Source organism: Roseivirga sp. AWQ4_251 (assembly GCF_056158225.1).
Genome location: NZ_JBSWSW010000002.1, coordinates 7501 through 31570 on the forward strand (window position 1 = coordinate 7501; position 24070 = coordinate 31570).

Below are 24070 nucleotides of genomic sequence, written 5' to 3' on the forward strand. Positions count from 1 at the left end.
TTCCAGTCTTCCTTCTTCTAAATAATAGCGAGAAACAAATTCTTCGCGTAGCAATTCGCGGATTTGCTCTCTACTGTTTTCCAAATCCTCAGCTTTATTATGCCCAAGTTTGGCTTCAAGTTGAGAAACCTGGCTTTTTACGTCAGTCAACATTCCATAATCCTCGGCAATTTCTTTAAATCTCGCTAGCTCCTTTTCCACCGGATTTGAATAATCGAAAGTTTGACCTACCGCCCACTTATTGAAATCAGCCAAAATCTGATCTGTAATTTTGAAGTTTTTAATCGAGATAATGCTATCCACCTTATTATTATAGAAGTTGCCGAATTTTAAAAACATATTATTTCTAATTAACCCTAGCGTTAATGGCGTGTATGGTCGAGTTTCAACCAACACATCAGGATCAACACCACCACCATCGTAAACGGGGCGACCATTTTCTGTTCTAAATAGAGTTTTTAAAGAATCTGGGACTTTACCCACACTTCCGTCAGGATTTCTGTTTGAATAATCAAGCGCCTGAATGCATCGGCCACTAGGCGTATAGTATTTGGCAATGGTTACTTTCATTTGAGAATTATAAGAAAGAGGCAAAGTTCTTTGCACCAATCCCTTTCCGAAAGATTTTTGACCAATTACTACTCCCCTATCATAATCTTGCATAACACCCGCTACAATTTCAGAAGCGGAAGCACTGGTGCTAGAAGTTAGAACCGCCAGAGGAATTTCCTCATCGGTAGAAGTATTCAGTGTTTTATAGCTCGCGTTCATTTCTTCCAACTTACCTTTTGTGGTCACTACCAATTCTCCCTTCGGGATAAAGATATTGGAAATGTTAACCGCTTCGTTTAACAAACCACCTGGATTCCCTCTAAGATCTAATATGATTTTTGTAGCCCCTTGCTTTTTCAAATCCCTCAAAGCAGCTTTAACTTCTTTTGAAGCATCATCGGTAAATGAAACTTGCTTAATTATACCTACATCATTATTTACCATGGCGAAGTAGGGCACATTCGGCAAATCGATTTTTTCCAACTCAATCGTGATATTTAATTTACCAACATTAGGGCGGAGCACTTCCAGCTTTACATTTTTTGAAGCCTGGCCTTTTATATACTCGCTTGCTCTTTCATAATTCCCTTTTACATCGAGTCCATCAATACTGATAATTTCATCACCACGTTTCAGCCCAGCACGATCGGCAGAAAAACCTTTATCGGGCATCAGCACCATAACTTTATCATCGATTAAGCCAACTCGGGCACCAATACCCCCATACTCACCCGTGTTTGCGGTTCGGGCATCTTCGATTTCGTCTTCAGAATAATAATTAGTGTAAGGGTCCAAATTGGCCAACATGGCATCTATGCCATTTCGCATAAATGTATTTGGATTGATATCGTCCACATAATTCGCGTTCACTTCTTTGAACATAGTGGCAAAAATGTCGAGGTTCTTAAGGATTTCGAAATACTTATCGTTTTGAGGAGCCGTAAAAGACCAAAGCAAAAACATGCTGAGTACCCCCACTATCAAATACCTTTTCTTCAATTTGCTTTTTGCCATCACTTCTTAATTGAGATTTAACTTACAACGAAACGGTGTAATATCTGTTCACCGTATTATGCATTCGGCAGTAAATCTCAATATATGGCGAAGAAAATAAAATGCATAAAAAAAGCCGACTGAACTTTTGTCCAGTCGGCTACTCTACTTTTTTAACTCTACTCTTATTAGGCTTTAAGGGCTACTTTTGCCTTATCCACTCCGTTTTTGGTGCTTTTTGCTGCAGATTCAATAGACTTATTGTATTGCTTTTTTGCTTTGTCCATGCTATCAGAAATTGCTGAACCAGCCGTTGAAGCTGCATCTTTGATTGCTGAGCTTGCAGTAGTTGCAAGGTCTTTAGAACTATCAACTATTTTTTTTCTAGTTTGTTTACCGCTGTCTGGAGCTAAAAGAATTCCTGCTAATGCTCCTGCTGCTGCGCCTGCTACTACTCCCGTGATTACTTTTGCTGTATCGTTCATGTCTTTTATGTTTTAAATTTCTTAATCGTTTTCGCTCTTCAAAAAGAAAAAAGCATACCACGTTAAGAAAACAGCCAAAACACGCTTATTAGCCACATTTTAATTGAAACGACCCAAAAATCGTGTAATCATTTCCACACTTTATGGGGAGTTTCAGGACTACGGCTCCACTTGAGCCAGCTGAAGAAGGCCTTTTTTCATTCTGCCGTTAATCATTTTGAATTCGTGCAACTGCTTACCTGTAAAAATAAAAGCAATTAAATAGCGCGGACTGGAAGATTCACTTGGGAGTTCGTGTTTATTCAGTCGATAGGCTTCCTTAATTCTTCTTTTCAGCAGATTGCGATCTACGGCTCTTTTAAACTTCTTTTTAGATACCGACACCAAAGCCTGATTAACCGGCACGCCTTCGGGCGCTGCCATGTAAACCACTTTGAAGGGGTACAAATAAAAAAAGGAGCCTTTTTCAAAAAGCTCCTGAATATGTTTTTTACTATTGAGCCTTTCCGCTTTAGGGAAAGTATATGTCAAGTTCGTAGTGTCGATGACTCAGAGGTTTACTTATTTTAAAACCTCAGCCGAGAAGTGATTACTTCTTGCCTTTTTTCTCGTCAGAAACGGTCAGCTTGTGTCTGCCCTTAGCTCTTCTGCTAGCTAGAACCCTTCTGCCATTAGCTGATTCCATTCTTGCTCTGAAGCCGTGCTTGTTTTTTCTCTTTCTCTGCGAAGGTTGGAATGTTCTTTTCATTTTATATCAGATTCTTATCGTCTTTTCCCAAAAGGACTGCAAAGATAAGGAGCTTTTTTTTATTTGCCAACCACTGTTTAAAATTGTTTTTCAATAGGTTAACAAATGCTCAAAACGCCCTTTCAGACGCAAATTTCAACAAATTATTAAGATTATCCGCCTCATTGACTACAAGTTTTCAATGTGCTATCCTTGTATTCCATAGATTTTGGTAACAGCTTCTTTATGAAATACACCTTTTCCTATTCCAATCCGCTTCAACATATTATAGATGTAAGTTTGGAAATCAACGATATCGAAAGTGAATTTTTAGACGTTCATCTGCCTGCTTGGAGGCCAGGAAGGTACACCATTCAGAATTTTGCTAAACATATTTTGAAGCTCGAAGCTTTTGACGAGAAAGGAGAAGCACTGAAAACGGAAAAGCTGACCAAAGATCATTGGCGTATAAAAACAAAGCGAAGAAATAGTGCAACTATAAAATATAATTATTACGCTTTTACTATGGATGCCGGCAATTCCTGGCTCGATGAAACCCAGCTTTATATCAACTTCATCAATTGTGCTTTGTATGTGGAAGGAAAGCTGGATGAAAGATGTACGGTTAAAATTCAAGTTCCTTCACATTATCAATTTGCAACAGGGCTAGAGCAAATCAAGCCGAAAACCTTCGCTGCTCCAGATTATTATAAATTGGTGGATTCGCCTTTAGTAGCCAGTGCTCAACTCAAAGAAGTTCAATATAAAATTGGCGATTCTGAATTTCATCTTTGGTTAATTGGTGACGCTCCTTTGAATGAAGAAAAGTTGATTGAAGATTTCAGCAAATTCACCGAACTACAGATAAATGTGATGGGCGAATTTCCTTGCTCCAACTATCACTTCATTTATCAATGCCTACCATACCCGCATTATCACGGTGTTGAACACTGGAATTCTACCATGATTACCATTGGGCCAAGCCACGAATTGAGCAATCGCCCGCTTTACAAAGAATTTCTGGGCGTAAGTAGTCACGAACTTTTTCATACTTGGAATGTAATCCGACTTCGCCCTAAGGAAATGACGCCTTATACTTTCGATTCGGAAAATTACCATAAAACCGGTTTTGTTACTGAAGGTGTAACCACTTACTATGGCGATCTTTTTTTGAAAAGAAGTGGAGTTTTCACCTTAGAAGAATACTTAGTCGAGTTGAATAAAATGTTGGAAAGACATTTTTTGAATGAAGGCAGAAGAAATATGTCAGTTGCTGATTCTTCATTCGACCTTTGGTTAGACGGTTACGAAAAAGGTGTTCCGGGAAGAAAAGTGAGCATTTATAATGAAGGCGCTTTACTCGCGCTAATGCTCGATTTAAAAATCAGGCTGAAATGGAATAACGAAATCAGCTTAGACGATGTGATGCAGCTGATGTGGGAAAAGTTTGGACGAGATATGCTTGGCTACACATATAAGGATTACAAGGAAATGTGCGAAGAGGTGTATGGCGAAGATTTAACGGACTATTTCCAAAAATATGTTTCGGGCACAAAGCCTTTTGAAACTGAGCTTTCCGATCTATTTAAAAACTTCGGTTTGGAATTTTACACCAAACAAAACGACAAAAGAGAATCAAGCCATTTTGGAATAAAGTTGATAGAAAGCGATAAACGCTGGTTTATAGATGCTATCGCACCCAATTCTCCAGCAGAAAAATTACTCAGCATTAAAGATGAAATATTGAACTACAGCCCAGAATTATTCAGCAATTCATGGCCTGTGGATCTAGAGGTTAATCGCTTTGGCCGAAAAGTCAACCTTAGTTTACCACAAGGAAAAGGCGATTACTTTTCTGTTTTTCAAGTAAGATTGAGCGGAAATTGTGCAGATAGATTAAAGGCTTGGCTAAACTAACCAAGCCTTTCTTGCTTCATCAAAATTACATTTCTTCGATTTCTCTAACTTCTATATGTCCATCTTCAGCCTGAAGAATAGGGCAACCTTTAGAAAGTTCAGCGGCATCTTGTAAGCTTTCGGCCTGCACCATTAAATAGCCACCAACGATTTCGGCACCTTCAGCAAAAGGGCCATCAATTACCAATTGGCCGCCTTTTGAAACCTGAATCCCTTCAGCTTTTAAAGGCTCTCCGCCCATAAGTTGACCTTTTTCGGCAAGGGTTTCCATCCAAACGCCCCATTCGGCCATATGCGCTTGCACTTCTTCTGGTGACATTTGAGCCATTCTTTCATCACCACCTCTAAACAGGTATAAAAACTTTTTCATGATTGAATAAATTATGTGTTAAAAATAATTTCTGTTTGAAATTCACTAGCGTGACGAACGAGGTTTTCAGAAAGGGACAATCTTGAAGATTTTTTTCAAGAATTTTAAAAATTCCCTTTCGCATGGCTCATCGCCCATTTTAATATATCGATTACCTTAATTTGCTCCTCAAAATTTAATGAAGCAAAGCCCATTCTTATGCCATTATGTTTTTGCCCAGCGTAAGCATAATGTTTTGGGTCGGGAATCGTCAAACCCTTCTGTTTACACAAAAAACGAATTTCTTCCCAGTTCAAATCTTCCCGAAGCGTGACCCAAAAAGCCATTCCTCCTTCAGGAATTTGATATTCCAAATAATCAGAAAGATGAGACTTCAGTAATAAGTCAAAGTGGTCTCTTCTTTCGTGGTAAAGCTTCAAAGCCTTTCTACTGTGTCGCTGAAAATCTCCCATTTCGATCATTTGCGCAATGGCTTGTTCCAAAATCGCGTCACCTTGCCTATCGATCGTTCTACGCAAATGCCCAGCCGCCTCAATAAAATCCTTCGGCCCAACCATATAACCCACCCGAATTGTTGGCGCAATCAATTTACAAACCGCGCCCATGTACACAATATGTCGACTGTCGTCCATGCTCGCCAAAGGCAAAAGTGGCGCCCTTTGGTAATGAAAGTCGTAATCGTAATCATCTTCCAAAATGGCGAAACCGTATTTTTTTGCCAGTTCTACTAAATGAAGCCTGCGCTCGGGACTCAAAGTAACCGAAGTGGGGTGATAGTGATGTGAAGTAACATACAAAGACTGAATCTGATTTTTCTCCAATACTTCTGGAAGTTGATCTGTTTTCAGCCCGTGACCATCCACAGGAAGCGTGTGCAATTTTGCTCCGGCTTGTTCCAAGGTGAGATTAGCCGCGATGTAATTTGTATCTCCTACCACACTTCCTCCTCCATTTTTATGGATAAGTTGCGCAGAAAGGTATAGCGCCATTTGACTTCCTCTGGTAATCAAAATGTTTTCTGCTTTACACTGAATACCCCGACTTTCTTGGAGATAATTCGCCAAAACATTTCTCAAGTGTTCATTGCCGAAAAAGGAGCCATAATTCAGATAGCGTGAATTGTATTTTCTGGAAAGGAAACTACGTTCGTGGCGAAGAATTTCGGCCATCGGAGCAATTCTCACATCAGGAATACCTTCATCTAGGGTTAGACCTTCTGGAAGTTTCGGGAACCCACGATGCAAAAGCTGGTGTGGGTCGAACTCAAAACCGGCCTTATCTTCTGCCAAAGGCTGAATCGATTCACCTTTTGGCTTCACTTCTGGCAACTTATCGCTCACATAAGTTCCTTTCGAAGGCACAGAGACAATCCAACCTTGGCTCATAAGTTCATCAAAAGCAGAAATAACGGTTTTGCGATGAATGCCCAACTGTTCTGAAAACTGACGTGAACCGGGCAATTTTGCTCCTGCTTTCAAAACTCCCGACTTTACTAGCTGGATCAGTGCATTATGAAGCTGAAGATAAACAGGCACATCAGCCTCACGATTGAGCGAAATCAAATTCTTAAACGACAACATTCCGGACTATTTTAGAACTAAAAAGTGGATCACTTTGATAGTCCGATAAAATTAGATATTCGTTTCAGAAAAACATACCGTCATGGCTGAATTTGAAAAAACCGAATACAACAAAGTAATCCGAGGAACCAAAAGAGCTTCATACGACAAAAATTTAGTTCATCAGATTTTGGATGCCCACTTTCTCTGTCATATAGCGTATCAATTTGAAGGCACAGCCATTGCCATTCCGACTGCATACGGCAGAAAGGAAAATCGAATTTTCATTCATGGTTCCTTGAAAAATAGAATGATGCTCTCTTTGTTGAATCAAGAAAAGGCAAGCCTCACGGTTACCCATCTCGATGGTCTTGTTTTGGCGCGTTCCGCATTCCATCATTCTGCCAATTATAGATCCGTAACGGTATTTGGAAAAGCAAAACTCTTGAATGAGCCTTCTGAAAAAATGGAAGCATTGAGAATTATCACCGAAAATATGGTTGCAGGAAGATGGGACGAAATAAGATTACCGAACGAAAAGGAACTCAATAGCACGCTGGTGATTGCCATAGAAATTGAAACAGCTTCCGCTAAAGTTCGAGCTGAAGGCGCAGTTGATGATCCTAACGATCTTGATTTGGATATTTGGGCAGGCGTAATCCCTTTTACAACTATTTCTGGAAAGGCTATTCAAAATGAAGATTGCTCGAAAGAAATTGCAATTCCAGATTCAGTTTTGAAATTTTCATTTTCATAAACTTCATTTTTAAACTTGCTTTCAACATTCCCGAATATTGTCAGTTAATTTATGGTATGAATAAAAAACTGGCCATCCCCGCTTTGCTGGCAACTTTGGTAGCCTGCCAACCAAAACCTACGCTTCGAGAACAATTGATCGGGAATTGGGAAAACACTTCTTTGGATGTTGAAATGAACACCGTAGACGGCACCGATTCCACCGGCCATATGGTAGCGGAAGAAGGCCAATGGGAAGAAGTTTTGGGTATAAAGCCTATTCAAACCGTATTTAATGCCGACAGTACTTTTTCTTCCACTTACTATAATTTAGATGGAGAAAAGCTAGGGGTTGAATCTGGAGAATGGGAAGTTGTTGGCGATTCTTTGATTCTGAAATCAGAAAATTACGCCAGTGCTTATCACGTTGTGATGGAAAAAGATAAAGTTCGATTCAGAGCTTATTTGGATTGGGATCAAGACGGAAGCGATGACGACCTTTATGATGGTTGGCAAAAACGCGTAACTCCGAAAAAACAATAACCACTGAAAAAAATCACTTTGTGCCTTCCGTGAGAGATAAATACATTCAGGTAATTTATCTCTCATGAAAAAATTCACACCACTCTTCCTACTTCTTTTCCTAATGTCTTGCGGACCCAAACAAGAGTCCATCGACATTTTAATTACCAACGCCAACATCATCGACCTGAAAGCTGGCTCGGTAAACCAAAACCAAACCATTGGTATTCGCAATGACTCTATTGTGTTTGTGGGTTCTGCATCTTCAAACTTTAAGGCCACTGAAGAAATTGACGCCAAAGGGAAATTCATTATTCCCGGCCTTTGGGATATGCACGTTCATTTTCGTGGCGGAGAAGATTTGATTCAAGAGAACAAAAACCTACTTCCTCTTTTTGTGGCCAACGGAATCACGGGCGTTCGCGAAGCTGGTGGGGATATGACTCAGCAAATCTTTCAATGGCGAGATCAAATTCAAGAAGGAACTCTAATCGGGCCAAAAATTTTTACCTCTGGACCAAAACTCGATGGACCAAAAGGCACTTGGGCTGGTTCCATTCCAGTGGCTACCGAAGCTGATGTTCCTCATGCGGTTGATTCACTCGAAAATATGGGTGTAGATTTTATTAAAATCTATGACAGCACGATTTCCCGAGAAGCTTATATCGCCATAATTAAAGAAGCAAAAAAACGAGGCATCATCACTTCGGGCCACATGCCGTTCACCGTTTTGCTAGACGAAGCCGTGAGTTCGGGCATCGGTTCTATTGAACATTTATACTATATATTAAAGGGAACATCATCGGAAGAGGAGCAAATCACGCAAGATGTGATTGATGGAAAAGCTAGTTTTTGGAGTTCCTTAGACAGAGTGATGGCCACTTATGGTGCTGCCACTGCAGAAAATTCATTCAGAAAGTTGAAAGAAAATGGTACTTACGTAGTTCCTACCATGCACATTAGCAATACGCTTTCTTACCTAGACAAAGACAATCACGAGCATGACGAGTACCTCAACTATATTGGCGAAGGCATAAAAAGTAGTTACAGAGGCCGAGTTCGCAGTGCCATGCGTGCTTCGGAAGAAGCCATAGAAAACAGACATGCTCTGAATACGGCTTTCAGAAATTTAGTACCGAAGCTTAACAAAGCTGGTGTTCCATTATTGGCAGGTAGCGATTCTGGAGCTTCGAACTCCTATGTTTATCAAGGCCTTTCGCTGCATCAGGAATTGGCTGCGCTGGTAGAAGCAGGATTAAGTCCGCTTGAAGCTTTGAAAACAGCAACCATAAATGGCGCAGAGTTCTTTCATGTAGAAGATTTCTACGGAACTGTTGAAACCGGAAAATCAGCTGATATTTTGATTTTGGAGGGTAATCCTCTGGATAACATCGAGAATACTCAAAAAATAAGCACCTTGATTTTGCAAGGAAAAAGCTATTCTCAACCTGAATTGTCAAAAATGCTTAGCGACCTGAAAAATTAATCAGGTCGCTAAATTGTTTTTATAACGTTCGGAAATACTCTAAAACGGCTCTTGCTTGTTCTTCGGTTAAGTTCATATCCGACATAGGCGAACCGTTGAATTCCATAAATAAGTCTTTTGCCAAAGGATCATCGCGAAGCATTCTTCCTGGCTCAAGAATCATATTCATTACCCACTCTGGCGATCTTCTGTCTAAAACTCCTTTTAGTGCAGGGCCTATAAATTTCGATTCCACTTTGTGACAAATCACACAACTGGTTTCAAAAATCTGCTTTCCTTGAGCTACCAAACCATCGTCAATTGTTTCTGAAAGTTCCACAGAAGTAATTGGCCCAACGCCTTTGTTTTCCAAATCTACCCGGGTAGAAGCTTTTTCTTTTTCCGTAGCCACAGGCTTCGATTCATTGATGTTAAAACTGTCTGTTTTATCCTTTTTGCCCGAACAGGAGAACACAAGCCCCACTATGGCGAAAGAGAAAATAAGGCGCGAAATCTTCATTTGTTACTGATTAATTTTTTTTCCGCTCACAAGTAACAAGAATTAAGAATGAAAAAAAATCATTATCTAGAGTTCCCATTTTTGAAAACACACCTATGAAAAGAAACGCGCTAATTATCATTACTTTAATTTTTTGCCTCAGCAGTTGTCAAAAAAATGACGGCTGGGAATCTCTCTTTAATGGAGAAAACCTAGACGGCTGGCATATTTACGGCCACGGGAAAAATTATAACGGCTGGACTGTAGACCAAGGTGTCATCCTTTTCGACCCTTCTCTTCGCACCGATGCCTCCAGTGCCAACCTCACAACCGACAAAAAATACACAAGCTTCGAACTTTCACTTGATTGGATGATTGGCGAGCACGGTAATTCTGGCCTTTTATGGGGCGTAGTGGAAGACGATAAATATGAGCATCCATATTTAACAGGAGCCGAAATTCAAATTTTGGACGATGGCTGGACAGAATACGTAAACGAAAGAGGCGATATAAACCGAGCGGGTTCGCTTTATAATTTGATGGCACCTAACAAAGTAGTGAGCAAACCTGCTGGCGAATGGAATCATTACACGCTACACATAGACCAAGAAAACAACGAAGGATTCTTGATTTTTAATGATGAGAAAGTGCTGGAATTCCCAGTAAATGGCCCAGACTGGAAAGCCCTGATCGGTAAGTCAGCATTTAATGTTTGGGAAGATTTTGGAGCATCTCAAACTGGCTATATTTCATTGCAAGAACATGGCGGAAAAGTAGCCTTCCGTAACATCAAGATTAAGGAGTTGAATAAGGAGTGATTGAGAATCATCTTTTAAAATCAGCCGAACTATTGCCTAGATCGGCTGATAAAATTTCATTTCAAAACAAGAAGAGCTTTTAACTTAGCTGAAATAATGCGGGCGACTTTTTCATTTCTGCTTCTTCTAATCATTTTACTCGGCTGTTCCAGAAAGGAAACAAACTCGAAAGCGCCCCCTCTTACCGATCAAGACAAGAAAGCGGTTAAGTCCTATGCTAAAAGTCTAACAAAAAGCATCAATGAATTCGAACATGAGCTTATTAAAAAATCGTGGAGCAATGAAGCTTTTAAAAATCGAGTAGAGGACTTAAATAAGGTTGAAAAGAATGTCTTTATCCACCTTTTCAATGAAGAGATTAGTGATGAAATTAAGTTTTCAGGTCTTACTTTGGTTAATCAAGTTAGCTCAGAAAAAGGCAAAGTTTATCTTACAAAAGTTGAGCACAGAGAAACATATTCAGAAATCACATTAACGCTTGTTTTTCCTTTCCACTATACCTTTCTGAGATACAGGGTCGAAATGATTAATAACAAACCTTACATCTGCAACATTTTTGACATAAAAAGTAATACTTGGTATAGTCAGTCTATTAAAAACTTGATTCATCTTAGCTCAAGGTATAACGCGCAATCGAAAGAAAGGAAATCAGCCATCCAAGCGATGTCTAATTACCAAAAACAGCTAGATCAACAGGATACCGTGGGAGCTTTATACTATTTAAACCAGGTTTCAAGTCTCTGGATTGGAAATGGCCTTAAACTCATGCGATTAAATCTAGCCCATGCTGTTTCTGATTCTATTTACTCTGAAGTTTTAGAGGAAGAATATAACAACTCAGAAAGTCTATACATTGAATATCTTTACCGTTATTACTGGTCTAACTTATCCGAATTAGGAGATATCTACGACCAATTAGTTGAGTTTTCGGGAGAAAAACAGATGTTAGATTCCTTGAACGCCAATGGATACTTTTGGCAATAAAAAATGGCTAGCCCGAATATGCGAACTAGCCATTAATCTAATGATTCAAAATTCTATAAGTTGCCCAACTCAGCAATTACATATTTCTGCGGTACTGGCCACCGACCTCAAATAAGGCACTGGTGATTTGACCGAGAGAGCAATATTTACAGGCTTCCATCAGTTCCTCAAAAATATTCTCATTCTGAATGGCTGCTTGCTGCACTCGCTTCAACATATCTTGTGCTTTGCTTTCATTGCCATTTTGAAGGTTGCTTAGCATATTGATTTGGTACTCTTTCTCTGTTTCAGTCGCTCGAATTACCTCTTTAGGCAACACTGTTGGCGAGCCTTTAGAGCTCAAGAAAGTATTCACACCAATAATTGGGAATTCGCCCGTGTGTTTCAAAGTCTCGTAATAAAGCGACTCTTCCTGAATTTTACTTCGCTGATACATGGTTTCCATGGCGCCCAAAACACCTCCACGCTCTGTAATTCTATCAAATTCTGTAAGAACGGCTTCTTCTACCAAATCGGTAAGCTCTTCAATAATGAAAGAACCCTGAAGCGGATTTTCATTTTTAGCCAAGCCCAACTCTTTATTGATGATCAGCTGAATCGCCATGGCTCTGCGCACCAACTCTTCCGTTGGAGTGGTAATGGCTTCGTCATAAGCATTGGTGTGTAACGAATTACAGTTATCGTAAATCGCGTATAATGCCTGAAGCGTAGTTCTGATATCGTTGAAGTCAATTTCTTGCGCATGCAACGAACGCCCCGAAGTTTGAATGTGGTACTTCAACATTTGAGCACGGGCGTTTGCTCCATATTTCTCTTTCAAAGCTTTTGCCCAAATTCTTCTGGCTACGCGACCAATCACCGCATACTCAGGATCAATTCCATTTGAGAAGAAGAACGAAAGGTTCGGGCCAAAGGCGTTGATATCCATACCACGGCTCAAATAATATTCCACGTATGTGAAACCATTCGCCAAGGTAAAGGCCAATTGGGTAATTGGGTTTGCACCTGCTTCGGCAATATGGTAACCCGAAATTGATACCGAATAGAAGTTTCTCACCACCTTCTGAATGAAGTAGTCTTGAACATCACCCATTAAACGGAGCGCAAATTCGGTAGAGAAAATACATGTATTTTGCGCTTGATCTTCCTTCAGAATATCAGCCTGAACTGTTCCACGAACAGTTGAAAGCGTTTTAGATTTAATTTCGGCATAGATATCGGAAGGTAAAACTTGATCGCCAGTAACGCCCAATAGCATTAGCCCCAAACCATCATTTCCTTCAGGCAAATCACCTTGATATTGCGGTCGGGCAACGCCTTTTCCCTTGTAAATAGCCTCAATTTTAGCTTCAACCTCTTCTTCTAATCCATTTTCTTTGATATAAAGCTCGCACTGCTGATCGATGGCGGCATTCATAAAAAAGCCCAAAAGCATTGGAGCCGGCCCATTGATGGTCATGGAAACCGAAGTGGTAGGATGCGAAAGGTTAAAACCAGAATAAAGTTTCTTAGCATCGTCTAAGCAACAGATACTAACGCCTGAGTTGCCGATTTTACCATAAATATCTGGTCGATAATCAGGATCATTTCCGTAAAGTGTAACCGAGTCGAATGCCGTAGACAAACGTGCTGCTGGCATGCCCAAACTCACATAGTGAAAACGTCTATTGGTTCTTTCGGGCCCGCCTTCTCCCGCAAACATACGGGTTGGATCTTCTCCTTCTCGTTTGAAAGGATAAATTCCGGCAGTGTAAGGAAATTCACCCGGAACATTTTCCTGCAACGACCAACGAATTACATCTCCCCAACTTTTGAATTTCGGCAAAGCCACTTTCGGTATTTGAGAATGTGAAAGTGACTCCGTGTGGGTCTTTATCTTAATTTCTTTATCACGAACCTTAAAGGTGTAAACAGGATCGCTGTACTTCTTTATCTTCTCCTCCCACTGTTCTATCAATTGCCAATTATGCGGATCGAGATCGAGCTTCACTTGTTCAAAAGATTCCTGAAGGCCTTTGATCAATCTGTCTTTGTCAGCAAAACTTAACTCCTTCAGTGTTTCAATCGACCGATGGAAACCATAAAGTTTATCGGCTACATCGGCTTGAGAAAGTGCTTTGTTGTCGTAAGAACGATTGTTTTCAGCAATTTCAGAAAGGTATCGTGTTCTGTTCGGTGGAATCACAAACACCTTTTCCGACATTTCATTGGTAATCTCGAAGGTAGATTTTAGATCAGCTTTTGTCTTTTCAACCACCTTATCCATAATCACCTTATAAAGGCTATTCATTCCAGGATCGTTAAATTGAGAAGCGATTGTGCCATACACTGGCATATCGTCTACTTTGGCCGACCACAAACCATGGTTGCGCTGATATTGCTTTTTGACATCGCGCAAAGCATCCAACGCCCCCCTTTTATCGAATTTATTGAGCGCAATTACATCTGCGAAATCGAGCATATCGATTTTTTCTAGCTGAGTTGCTGCTCCATATTCAGGAGTCATTACATATAATGAAACATCCGAATGGTCTAGAATTTCGGTATCCGACTGACCAATTCCTGATGTTTCCAGAATAATCAAATCATATTGGGCCGCTTTCAGCACTTGAACAGCTTCGCGCACATGTTTCGAAAGCGCCAAGTTCGACTGACGGGTGGCCAAAGAACGCATGTACACACGCGCATTGTTGATGGAATTCATTCGAATTCTATCGCCCAATAAAGCTCCGCCTGTTTTTCTTTTAGAAGGGTCAACCGAAACAATGGCAATGGTTTTGTCTTCAAAATCGATCAAAAATCTTCTTACCAGTTCATCTACTAAGGAAGATTTTCCAGCACCACCCGTACCTGTGATTCCCAAAACAGGCGTTTCCACCTTGTCAGCCATTTCATGTACAGCATCAAAATCTTTAGCCGATTCTTCAGGAAAGTTTTCCGCAGCTGAAATCAATTTGGCAATAGCAGTTACTTCCTTTTCCTTCAAATGGCTCACTTCACCATTCAGGTTTTGTCCTGTCGGGAAGTCGCATTTCTGCACCATATCGTTAATCATTCCCTGAAGGCCCATTTCACGGCCATCATCAGGAGAATAAATTCTCGTTATGCCGTAATCCATCAATTCTTTGATTTCTTCGGGGAGAATAACACCTCCACCTCCACCAAATATCTTGATGTGATTTGCTCCTTTTTCCTTCAGCAAGTCATACATGTATTTGAAATACTCGTTGTGCCCACCCTGATAAGATGTCATAGCAATGGCCTGGGCATCTTCTTGAATGGCGGTATTCACCACTTCTTCCACACTTCTATCGTGCCCAAGGTGAATCACTTCGCAGCCCGTGGCCTGAATGATTCTTCGCATGATATTGATGGCGGCATCGTGGCCATCGAACAATGAGGCTGCGGTTACAATTCTGACTTTATTTTTAGGAGTATAGGGAGCTACTTCTTGCATAAAGATTCTATTATAGTTTACTGGTTGCGAATTTACTGAAAAGAGGTGAGTTTCCTAACAACTGTTAGGCAGAAGGTTTTATTGCGAAACTAACCTGTTCAAATTCAAAAAGATAAACCCAAAGGAAAATAGGAAGTTTATTGATCGGCTAATTCTTTCAAGGCATTTTGATTCAAAGGATCCTTGATTCCACTCAGAATATTCTTGATCTCTTGATCTGTAAGTCGCCAACTGAGAGAAGCTCTATCGGCATTCAAGTTTCTATATTCAAACTCCACCCTTCTCAGCTGATTTCCATAAACTGAAGCAATAAGGTCGTAACGCTGCTCATTTCTAATAGTCTGCACTTGATCCCAACTCTTAATTGCCCCTTGAATTGGCGAAAAGAACTTTTCAATCAAATTCTGGCTCCCATCTTTTGCAATTGGAGGCTCTTTACTTGAATCACGAATGGTAATTAAAACAACCTCGGAAGTATTTTCCTTGATCCAATCTTTAAACACATGTAGAAATGTAATGGCATCGGAAACGCCATAGTTATCAGAAATCCCCGCATCAGCAATGCTAATCTTGGGTTCCGTAGGTAGGGAAATCGTAGGTGTGAAATATGGGAAAGTAGCACTCATCCGAAGGGCGGTCAGAAACCTTAAACTATCCGGCTGATGGTCCTTCAGCAAACTGCTAAAGTCCACGCCTTGAATTTTCGGATTGATATGACCATCGGTTGTATTAAAAAACGCCATCGGTTGAGGCGAAATGTACAGTTTTCGCCCATCGTTGGTAATGGTTGGCGCTACAATCAACAATGGAATTTCACCTTTATATTCTGGTTCCTTATAGGCTGCAATGGGGTTATCCATTAAACCGTGAAGATTGCTTTTTAAGCGTTGCTCAAACTCATAGCCTCTCTCCTTTTTATACTGAAAACCACCATAATCAAAACTTCTAAACTTGAAGAAAACATCGTTTACCAACAAGGTGAAAATTACGGGATTCAGCACATCTCTGCTCATATCGGCCAAATGCTCTGGCTCTTTTGGCTTTAATTTCTTCCAAGCCAATTCTCGGTAAAATGCTGCACCAAACAACCCTCCCGAAGCACCTGTAATCATAAAAGTGTGCTTCATCAAATCATCACGCATCACCGAATCAGCATTTCTCAAAACATTCATCGTCCAAAGGGCAGAACGCTGCCCACCGCCACTCACCGTTACCAAAACCATTTTTGGCTTATCTTCCGTAAACTTCGATTTCCAGTTTTCCAGAATGTGAAGCATGTGATCTTTCGATTGCTCAATTTTTTCTGGAGAAGAATACTCTCTCAGCTTTGTTAGGCTGTATTCTGATGGTTCCTTTTTGTAATCAATGCCATATGCGGGGTATTGATAGGTTAAAAAATCGAACGAGTAAATCATGTTCAACATGATAAAAACGCCAATAACACCGCTTACAATCCATGATTTGAACCAGAAACTCATAGCGCCTGTGAGCATTACCACCATGGTAAGCAATAGAATTCCCGAAGCTGCTGCAGGCACTTGAAAAAGTGGTGTATCTTGAAATAAGCCCAAACCAAAAATGATCAGCAAAACCATCGCTTCTATAATAATGGCATTTCGTTGATTCTGCCTGAATACCTTTAAAATAGCAACCCTGTCATAGTATTCTTCGAATCTGCGTGTAGAATAGAACTTCAGGTTCAAACCGCAGTAGTAATTCACTTTGACCTTCCCCTTTCTTAAGGCCTGCAGTTTTCTAAAAGCTCGAAGTTTTTGATTGGTTGTTCTCTTTACTTTCCGCTGACCAGCGGCCAACTTCAACAGCTTAAAGACATCTCTGTTGGTTCTAAAAAAGTAAGCGAAAATAAACACCAACATGATCAAAACGCCCAAAAGTAAACCTACAATTTTTACGATGGCCTGAGAAGTGTCTCCAGCATTTGCATGGTTCTGAAACTGAACAATTTTGACAATGTAATAGACTAAAAACGTGAGCGGAATAATAGAATTATTAAGGCTAAAGTGAGCCAAAGGTTTGGGCAAAGTTCCTAGAAAAGGAAACCTAAAACCATCTAAAATATAGCTGGTGACATTATAGGCCATGGTGAATCCTGCCACAGCAATCCCCACCAACATAAAACCCCAAATAGAAACTTGATCTAAATAAACGGGATCTAAAAACAGATATGGAATACCAAGGTTTTTCCCAAAACCACCTCCGACTGTGGAGAATAAAATAAGCCAATAAATCAATAAAAACTGATTATGCTTAACGTGCACAATCACCATCTGTATGGGAAAGCTAGACCATATTTTCTTCAGCCAAATCAATCTTTCTGTTTTTTAGAGCCGGAATAGAGTTCGTATTCCAATAATCTAGAATCGATTTTGGCATTGTAGAATTCAATCCTACGTTTGGTCCTTAGTCCAATTCGTTTGGCTAAATCCAGATTTCCAGTAAACACATAGCCCATATAACCCTTGCATTTCTGCTTAAAAAAGTCGCCAATAGCCGAATATATCTCTTCCAGATCTTTATCGGCACCCAGCCTTTCTCCATATTCTGGATTGAACATGATCACTCCGGGTTCTTCCGGAACATCTGTTTCGCGGAAATCGCAAAGCTGAAAATCAATCAAGTGATCAACTCCAGCAGTTTTTGCATTCATGCGGGCTGCCGTTAAAGCCGGTTTAGCCAAGTCAGAAGCAATGATTTTAAAATCCAACTTAGTCTTCTTCTGTAGCTTTGCCAATCGCTGATAACCTTCCCACGATTCTTGATCGTATCCTTTTATGTGCATAAAACCGAAATTATCCCTAAAAAGACCGGGAGCGGTTTTGGTAGCCAGAAGTGCTGCTTCAATGGCCAGTGTTCCACTACCGCACATCGGATTTACAAACGAACTATTGGCATCCCATTCACTTGCAAGAATTGTAGAGGCCGCCAAAGATTCAATCATTGGCGCTTTGTATGGCACTTTTCGGTAGCCATGTTTAGAAATGGTATTTCCGGAAGTATCGAAATAAACGCGAACCTTATCTTCTTTCCAGTAGAGATGCACCACAACACCATCTCGCGATGGCCCCGAATCGGGACGTTCGCCAGTTTTGGCCACCATTCTATCTGCTATGGCATCTTTCGCTCTCAAATTCGCAAAACGTTCGTCTTTAATACTCTCATTCCGTACATACGATGTTATCGAGAATTGCCGATCGGAATGCATGTATTCTTCCCAAGGAATTTTGGAAAGTTGTTTATAAAGTTCATCGGCATTATTGGCCCTAAAGCGCCTGATTTGGAACAAGACACGCCCAGCCGAACGTAAAAACATATTCAGTTTCAAACAATCATCCATGAAGCCCTTTACTTCTACTTCGGTTATGGAAGTGCTTTCCACCTCGAAGCCCAGAGCTTCAACCTCTTTGGCCAACCAAGGGCTTTGTTTTGGGAAACATGTAATTACAATTTGACTTGGGTAAGGAAATACTGCGCTCATTCTGCCGTGAAGTACTGAACTTTTTCGACAATTTAATAAGGTTGCCCCAACTTTCGACCGTGAAGGGCCTCGTGTTCATCTTGTTATTTGCAGAAATTCCTTTTCGTCAATGGTTTACTCAATATCCATTGTATTTTTGCAAGCCTAAAATTGAAACGCTATGAAAATCTGGTTTACCTGTAAGGTGAAGTACATGAAAGAAGACGAACAAGGCCGCACTAAAAATGTGACGGAAACTTACCTTGTAGATGCCCTATCTTTTACAGAAGCTGAAGCCAAAATTTACGAAGAAGTTGGTCAGCGAATTATGGGAGAATTTCAGGTTACTGGCATTTCAAAAAGTAGAATTACGGATGTTTTCGAATATCCAGATGCCGATGTTTTCTTCCAGGCTAAGGTGGTATACTTTGTAGCTGATGCCGATTCTGGCAAAGAGAAGAAAGTAACCAACCTTATGTTGGTTACCGCGGATAACGTAAAGCACGCCTTTGAAAGAATTTTTGAAAGTTTGAACAACATGTTGGTGACTTTCACTGTGCCTGAGGTAAAGGAATCTCCTGTTCTTGAGGTTTTCCACCATTCTTCTGAAGAGAAAATCCCAGATAACCTAAAGCCACTTTCTGAAGTTGAAGCAGAAAACAACCTTGAAGAAGATGAAGAAATTTGATAATGTAAGTCCGGCTGCTTTCGAATGCCTAAGAGGAAAGCTCAAAAGCCAAGGCATAGAATTGAACGGCAATAGCGGCTATCTTTCTAAAAATGGCATTTCACTAGATTTCAATTATAGTGAAAGCGCCCAAAGCCTTGAAATATCTAATCTTGAAGTAGGTTTTCCAGCTTCAATGATTGGCATGAACAGCGAAAAAGTACTCGGAATTTTGGATAAGGCAATAGTAGAATGTAGAGGATAAAACTACGCTACCAAACAAAAAGGGCGATCATTAAAATGATCGCCCTTTTTGTTTCTCTTTATATCGCTGACTTACTCAGGTGTTTTTTCATCTGGATATTCCTTTTTGAAACCATCCCAGAACTCAGCAACAGTATTTTTCATATCCTTTCTCAGCAAGAAAATCCCAAAAAGGTTAGGCAGCGTCATCAGGGCAATGGCGATGGCTGCTACTGTCCAAATAATGGTAGTGTCGGCAATGGCTGCGATAAAGAAACCAGCTACATACACAATTCTATAGTACTTTACTGATCCAGAACCTAGAAGGAAAGTCATGGCTCTATCTCCATAATACGACCATGAAATGGCGGTACTAAAAGCAAACATCAACAAGCCTATTGACACAATATATTGGCCATAATCTCCAAACCAACCTTTTGTAAATGCGATAGCCGTTAAAGGCGAACTGTGGACAAGTGATTTTCCATAGAAAGAAATTTTTCCATCCATGAGAATACCATTTTTGATTTCGACCTCACCTGTTAAAGCTGGGCCACCAAAGTATTCATTTACTTGTACATCTTCAGCTACTGAACGCGCATGAATTACAGTTACATCACTTACAATCTTTCCGTTTTCAACCTGAAGCATTCCATCAAAAACTGGAAGTGGATTCTCTCCAGATAAGTGTTCTTTCAGCGCTACTCTATCTGCTTTGTTATCGTCAGAATATTCTGAACCAGCCAAAATAGACATGTCGGTTACTGCAAAATCATTCAAGTGCTTTTCTTGCCAAACTCCTGAAGAAAGTAGAGTAAGACCCGTGATAGAACAAATGATAATGGTATCGATAAATGGTTCCAAAATAGCCACCATACCTTCAGAAACTGGCTCGTGAGCCTTTGCCGATGCGTGAGCAATTGGCGCAGAACCTTGACCTGCCTCATTCGAGAAAAGCCCTCTTCCAACACCTTTATTGAAGGCAAACATCACGGTTGCTCCAAGAAAACCTCCTGTAGCAGCAGTAGTAGTAAATAGGCTAGTGAATATAGAAGTGATAGAAGGAATCACATTTTCGATGTTGGCAAAAATCACAGAGAAACATCCCAAGAAATAGATGATGGCCATTGCAGGCACAAGTTTTTCTGTAACTGAAGCAATTCTTTTAATTCCACCGATGATTACAAAAGCTAATATCACTGAAAGGACTGCTCCTGTAATCCATGGCTCAATTTGGAAAGTTGACTTTAAAGCAGAAGCAATACCATTGATTTGGGGCATATTTCCTGTTCCGAAAGAAGAAAGCACTGTAGCGATGGCAAACACTACGGCCAACCATTTCATGTTCAGCTTATTTTTCATGTAGTACATTGGCCCACCAGCCATTGTACCATCTTCAGCTACTTCTCTGTATTTATGAGAAAGGGTTACCTCCACAAATTTGGTACACATACCAATGGCAGCCGTCATTACCATCCAAAAAAGAGCAGCAGGACCACCCAAGTGAACCGCCAATGCCACACCGGCAATATTTCCTGTTCCTACAGTACCTGAAAGTGCTGTGGTGAGGGCTTGAAAGTGAGAAGTATCACCTTCATCTCCAGCTCTATCAAATTTTCCTCTAACTACTTTAAAGGCAAATCCGAAGTAACGGATTTGTGGGAATTTCAGGTAAATCGTAAAAAATAAACCTACACCCAATAGCGCAAACGGAAACCATGGCGCACTGCCAATATAACTGTCTATTAGGTTAAGAAAATCGTTGAGTTGTTGCATAGTGCAGTTTTGTGGTTTTTAAAGCAAGTCACAAAAATAGGGATTCTTACTTGCCGACAAAGTTTGCTTTGGCTTAGAGCGCCAGAATGTGACCAACGGAGAAGCCTTTTATAGAAAATACATCGTTTTAGATTTCAGCATTCGATTGCCGACAAAATTAATCGGCAACCCAAGCTGATTCTATAATAGATTCTGAAAGGATATGAGCTATTGTTCAGAAAGATGTTTTACAGGATTGGAAGAAGCCACTTTAAAAGCCTGAAATCCCACACTAATCAAGGTTAGGAACACAGAAATTGCTCCAGAAACCAAGAAAATCTTCCAATCGATCTGAATTCGATAGGCAAAATTTTCAAGCCAATTTTCCATGGCCATTTTGCTCAGCGGTAAGGCGATTAGAACAGAAACCACAAAAATCTGAATAAACTGACCTCCTATTTTGATGAGAATGCTACCTCGCGAAGCGCCCAATACTTTACGAATACTGATTTCTTTAGACCGCTTTTGCGCTACAAATGAGATTAGCCCTATTAAACCTAAAACCGCCAATGAAATACCAATTGTCGTAAAACCCACCACAACGCTCATAAAGCGCTTTTCATTTCCGTACAGTCTGGAAAACGCTTCATCTACATGACTGAACTCAAATGGTTGAGGAGAAAATTGCTGCCAAATGTCATCAAGTTGTTGAATTGAAGTAGCAAGGCTGGAAGATTCCAACTTGATGATCAGATTATCAGGGTTTGCCCTTCCTCCTGGTTCAACAATCATATAAACCGCAGGCTGAATGGAACTATGCAGTGACCTATAGTTAAAATTCTCGATCACTCCTGCCACAAACCTCTCGCTGCCTTCTAAATAGACTTTCTTGTTTTCTAAATCCTTCCAACCGGTTAAGCGAAAAGCAGATTCATTCAGCAAACAATATTTAGAAGAATCACTCGGCATATCTTTGCTCAAATTCCGTCCCATAGAAAGTTTGGCTCCTATCGTTTCCAAATAGTCAAAATCTATGGCAACAAAATCGGCTGTTTCTTGCTGTGTCTCTTTTTTCCCTTGCCAAGAAAAACTCACCGTATTGTTCATTGCGCTGGGTAGTGCTTCACCTGAAGCTGTAATTTCTTGCACTCCCGGAACATAACTCATCTGCTCTTTTATGGTTGTCAACTTCTTCTGAAGTTCTCGGTCATCTACAGGCACATTGATGAGCTGATCTGCATAAAAGCCTTTATCGTAATTGACGAAATATTTAAACTGACTAACCACAATGAGTGTGCTGGCAATCAAAAAAGAAGCAATTGAAAATTGAATTAAAACCTGAAATTGTCTGAACACGGAATTCTGACCGAATACGCCCGTAACATTTTTCTTCAGCACTTCAATTGGCCTGAACCTGTTCATAACCAATGCAGGATAAAAACCAGAAAGTACGAGCAGAACCACAAAAACCAAAGCCATAACCTCAATGACTTGAGGCTGAAAAAGGTCTGACAGAATCAATTGCTTATCCACCACATCGTTGAAATAAGGCAGAAGAAGACAAGCCAAGCCAATTGCTATAATAAATGCACTGAAAAGCTGAAAGCCGCATTCTACATAAAACTGCTTTACAATATGCCATTTGTAGGCTCCGAACACTTTTCGCATCCCAACTTCCTTTCCCCTTCGGGAAGAATTTGCCGTAATCAAATTGACATAGTTAATGGCTGCCGCCAGAAGAATCAAAAATGCTACAAAACCAAACAAGTAAATGTAATTGATATCCCCTTTAGCAGTATTTCCACCTATATCATTCGAATAAAGCCTAATATCAGTCAAAGGTTGAAACATTATGCCATTGAGCTTTGAGGATCCTTCTCCCCTATATTTTTCAAAGAAAGCGGGGATTTTGGCTTCAACTGAGGCTGAACTTACACCGTCAGCTAACTTCACATAACTTCTCAACCAGTAAAAGCTCCAGTAATCGTTGAATCTGCCATACATTTCGTGGGTGGTAGACATTGAGCCCAGAAAGGAAAATTGCAAGTGTGAATTGCGAGGCGGATCATTAACAACGCCTGTAATCTTCATCAAAAAATCCTGATTGCCATCATAAACCTTAATGGGAAGCATTTCTCCAACAACATCTTCTTTGCCAAAATACCGCAATGCTTTGCTTTTGGTAAGCACCAAAGTATTAGGTTCTTCAAGCATCGTTTTACGATCTCCATACAGAATTTCGAAATCGAAAAAAGTCATAAAGTTGGCGTCAGTCCAATAGAAGTCGGTTTCCAGAAAACTCTGACCTCCCACTTTGAGTAAAACATTGTCTTGTCCCAATCGTGTATGTGCCTCCACTTCGGGGAAAGCTTCGGTCATGTACATTTTCCACGGTGAAGGATTTGATTCGAACTTTATGCCCTCAGCTGGATTTGTGTTTACGAGCCGATAAATCTTGTCACTATCCTTATGAAAGCGATCATAGCTGAGTTCATCTAAAATATAAATTGAAATTAAAAGAGCGCTAAAAATACCGATCGCAAGCCCCAATGTATTCATTACAGAATAGCCAAGGTTTCGTTTAAACTGCCTTATGGCAATTTTCAAATAGCTGAAAAATAATGCGTTGTTGTTTTTACTCATGTCGTTTAAGTTTTTGATTCTGAACCATCGTAGATATGCGATTACATCGTAGAGATACATGAACTTAGCGCGGCTGACCCCTTGCTTTTCAACTCTTCTTGCAAACCATTCATGCAAATCACCTTGTACCTCCTCCAAATAGCGATCGGAGCAGTACCATTCTAATAGGCGATCAATCCATTTTGGCGGCTGAGTTCCTTTCAT

The 24070-nt window shown here is 40.3% G+C and carries 20 protein-coding genes (1 of these 20 cut by a window edge); 8 read left to right on the forward strand and 12 right to left on the reverse strand.

The features are described 5' to 3' along the window. The 4 genes from ACXACJ_RS14050 to rpmH form a co-directional block, all read right to left on the reverse strand. Positions 1 to 1566, reverse strand: partial view of a S41 family peptidase gene (locus ACXACJ_RS14050; RefSeq protein WP_475135097.1) — the 5' portion only. Its footprint begins 90 nt before the window's first position; only the first 1566 of its 1656 coding nucleotides appear in the window; the start codon lies at positions 1564 to 1566; its stop codon lies off the left edge, out of view. Between the two features lie 167 nt (positions 1567 to 1733). Then, positions 1734 to 2030, reverse strand: coding sequence for a YtxH domain-containing protein (locus tag ACXACJ_RS14055; protein WP_475135098.1), 297 nt, complete (start codon positions 2028 to 2030; stop codon positions 1734 to 1736). 159 nt (positions 2031 to 2189) lie between these two features. Beyond that, on the reverse strand, positions 2190 to 2561 hold the full coding sequence (gene rnpA / locus ACXACJ_RS14060) for a ribonuclease P protein component (protein ID WP_475135099.1): 372 nt from the start codon (positions 2559 to 2561) through the stop codon (positions 2190 to 2192). A 58-nt stretch (positions 2562 to 2619) separates the two neighbouring features. Continuing rightward, the gene (gene rpmH / locus ACXACJ_RS14065) at positions 2620 to 2778 is read right to left on the reverse strand and encodes a 50S ribosomal protein L34 (protein ID WP_084362843.1); all 159 of its coding nucleotides are present in this window, start codon (positions 2776 to 2778) and stop codon (positions 2620 to 2622) included. Positions 2779 to 3003: 225 nt separating this feature from the next. Here rpmH and ACXACJ_RS14070 point away from each other — a divergent pair, with 225 nt between their 5' ends. After that, a complete protein-coding gene (locus ACXACJ_RS14070; RefSeq protein ID WP_475135100.1) occupies positions 3004 to 4674 on the forward strand; it encodes a M61 family metallopeptidase in 1671 nt (556 codons plus the stop codon). Between the two features lie 25 nt (positions 4675 to 4699). Here ACXACJ_RS14070 and ACXACJ_RS14075 read toward each other — a convergent pair whose 3' ends face one another. Next, positions 4700 to 5044: a YciI family protein gene (locus tag ACXACJ_RS14075; RefSeq protein WP_475135101.1), complete on the reverse strand. Its 345-nt coding sequence runs from the start codon at positions 5042 to 5044 to the stop codon at positions 4700 to 4702. 104 nt (positions 5045 to 5148) lie between these two features. Beyond that, the gene (locus ACXACJ_RS14080; protein WP_475135102.1) at positions 5149 to 6624 is read right to left on the reverse strand and encodes an aminotransferase-like domain-containing protein; all 1476 of its coding nucleotides are present in this window, start codon (positions 6622 to 6624) and stop codon (positions 5149 to 5151) included. A gap of 82 nt (positions 6625 to 6706) precedes the next feature. Between ACXACJ_RS14080 and ACXACJ_RS14085 the strand changes: the two genes are divergently transcribed. The 3 genes from ACXACJ_RS14085 (at position 6707) to ACXACJ_RS14095 (ending at position 9346) form a co-directional block, all read left to right on the forward strand. After that, on the forward strand, positions 6707 to 7360 hold the full coding sequence (locus tag ACXACJ_RS14085) for a pyridoxamine 5'-phosphate oxidase family protein (RefSeq protein ID WP_475135103.1): 654 nt from the start codon (positions 6707 to 6709) through the stop codon (positions 7358 to 7360). Positions 7361 to 7416: 56 nt separating this feature from the next. After that, the gene (locus ACXACJ_RS14090) at positions 7417 to 7881 is read left to right on the forward strand and encodes a hypothetical protein (RefSeq protein WP_475135104.1); all 465 of its coding nucleotides are present in this window, start codon (positions 7417 to 7419) and stop codon (positions 7879 to 7881) included. Positions 7882 to 7945: 64 nt separating this feature from the next. After that, a complete protein-coding gene (locus tag ACXACJ_RS14095) occupies positions 7946 to 9346 on the forward strand; it encodes an amidohydrolase family protein (RefSeq protein WP_475135105.1) in 1401 nt (466 codons plus the stop codon). 19 nt (positions 9347 to 9365) lie between these two features. Here ACXACJ_RS14095 and ACXACJ_RS14100 read toward each other — a convergent pair whose 3' ends face one another. Then, positions 9366 to 9845 carry a c-type cytochrome gene (locus tag ACXACJ_RS14100; protein ID WP_475135106.1) on the reverse strand — a complete coding sequence of 160 codons (480 nt, stop codon included), beginning with the start codon at positions 9843 to 9845 and terminating at the stop codon, positions 9366 to 9368. A 95-nt stretch (positions 9846 to 9940) separates the two neighbouring features. Here ACXACJ_RS14100 and ACXACJ_RS14105 point away from each other — a divergent pair, with 95 nt between their 5' ends. Together ACXACJ_RS14105 and ACXACJ_RS14110 are read left to right on the forward strand one after the other, a co-directional pair. Continuing rightward, positions 9941 to 10642: a 3-keto-disaccharide hydrolase gene (locus tag ACXACJ_RS14105; RefSeq protein ID WP_475135107.1), complete on the forward strand. Its 702-nt coding sequence runs from the start codon at positions 9941 to 9943 to the stop codon at positions 10640 to 10642. Positions 10643 to 10738: 96 nt separating this feature from the next. Beyond that, positions 10739 to 11626, forward strand: a complete 888-nt coding sequence (locus ACXACJ_RS14110; RefSeq protein ID WP_475135108.1) for a hypothetical protein — start codon at positions 10739 to 10741, stop codon at positions 11624 to 11626. Positions 11627 to 11702: 76 nt separating this feature from the next. Here ACXACJ_RS14110 and ACXACJ_RS14115 read toward each other — a convergent pair whose 3' ends face one another. From ACXACJ_RS14115 to ACXACJ_RS14125, 3 genes are all read right to left on the reverse strand, one after another. Next, the gene (locus ACXACJ_RS14115) at positions 11703 to 15083 is read right to left on the reverse strand and encodes a methylmalonyl-CoA mutase family protein (protein ID WP_475135109.1); all 3381 of its coding nucleotides are present in this window, start codon (positions 15081 to 15083) and stop codon (positions 11703 to 11705) included. A gap of 137 nt (positions 15084 to 15220) precedes the next feature. After that, on the reverse strand, positions 15221 to 17413 hold the full coding sequence (locus tag ACXACJ_RS14120; RefSeq protein ID WP_475135110.1) for a patatin-like phospholipase family protein: 2193 nt from the start codon (positions 17411 to 17413) through the stop codon (positions 15221 to 15223). Beyond that, on the reverse strand, positions 17410 to 18579 hold the full coding sequence (locus ACXACJ_RS14125) for a THUMP domain-containing class I SAM-dependent RNA methyltransferase (protein ID WP_475135111.1): 1170 nt from the start codon (positions 18577 to 18579) through the stop codon (positions 17410 to 17412). Before ACXACJ_RS14125 ends, ACXACJ_RS14120 begins: the two co-directional genes overlap by 4 nt. 160 nt (positions 18580 to 18739) lie before the next feature. On the opposite strand from ACXACJ_RS14125, the gene ACXACJ_RS14130 reads away from it, so the two are divergent. Together ACXACJ_RS14130 and ACXACJ_RS14135 are read left to right on the forward strand one after the other, a co-directional pair. Then, the gene (locus tag ACXACJ_RS14130) at positions 18740 to 19246 is read left to right on the forward strand and encodes a DUF4494 domain-containing protein (RefSeq protein ID WP_475135112.1); all 507 of its coding nucleotides are present in this window, start codon (positions 18740 to 18742) and stop codon (positions 19244 to 19246) included. Then, on the forward strand, positions 19233 to 19490 hold the full coding sequence (locus ACXACJ_RS14135; RefSeq protein ID WP_475135113.1) for a hypothetical protein: 258 nt from the start codon (positions 19233 to 19235) through the stop codon (positions 19488 to 19490). The genes ACXACJ_RS14130 and ACXACJ_RS14135 overlap by 14 nt, the downstream gene beginning before the upstream one ends. Before the next feature lie 71 nt (positions 19491 to 19561). On the opposite strand, the gene ACXACJ_RS14140 is transcribed toward ACXACJ_RS14135, so the two are convergent. Next, complete coding sequence (locus tag ACXACJ_RS14140; RefSeq protein ID WP_475135114.1) at positions 19562 to 21244, reverse strand: alanine/glycine:cation symporter family protein; 1683 nt, start codon at positions 21242 to 21244, stop codon at positions 19562 to 19564. A 207-nt stretch (positions 21245 to 21451) separates the two neighbouring features. Continuing rightward, on the reverse strand, positions 21452 to 24070 hold the full coding sequence (locus ACXACJ_RS14145) for an FtsX-like permease family protein (RefSeq protein ID WP_475135115.1): 2619 nt from the start codon (positions 24068 to 24070) through the stop codon (positions 21452 to 21454).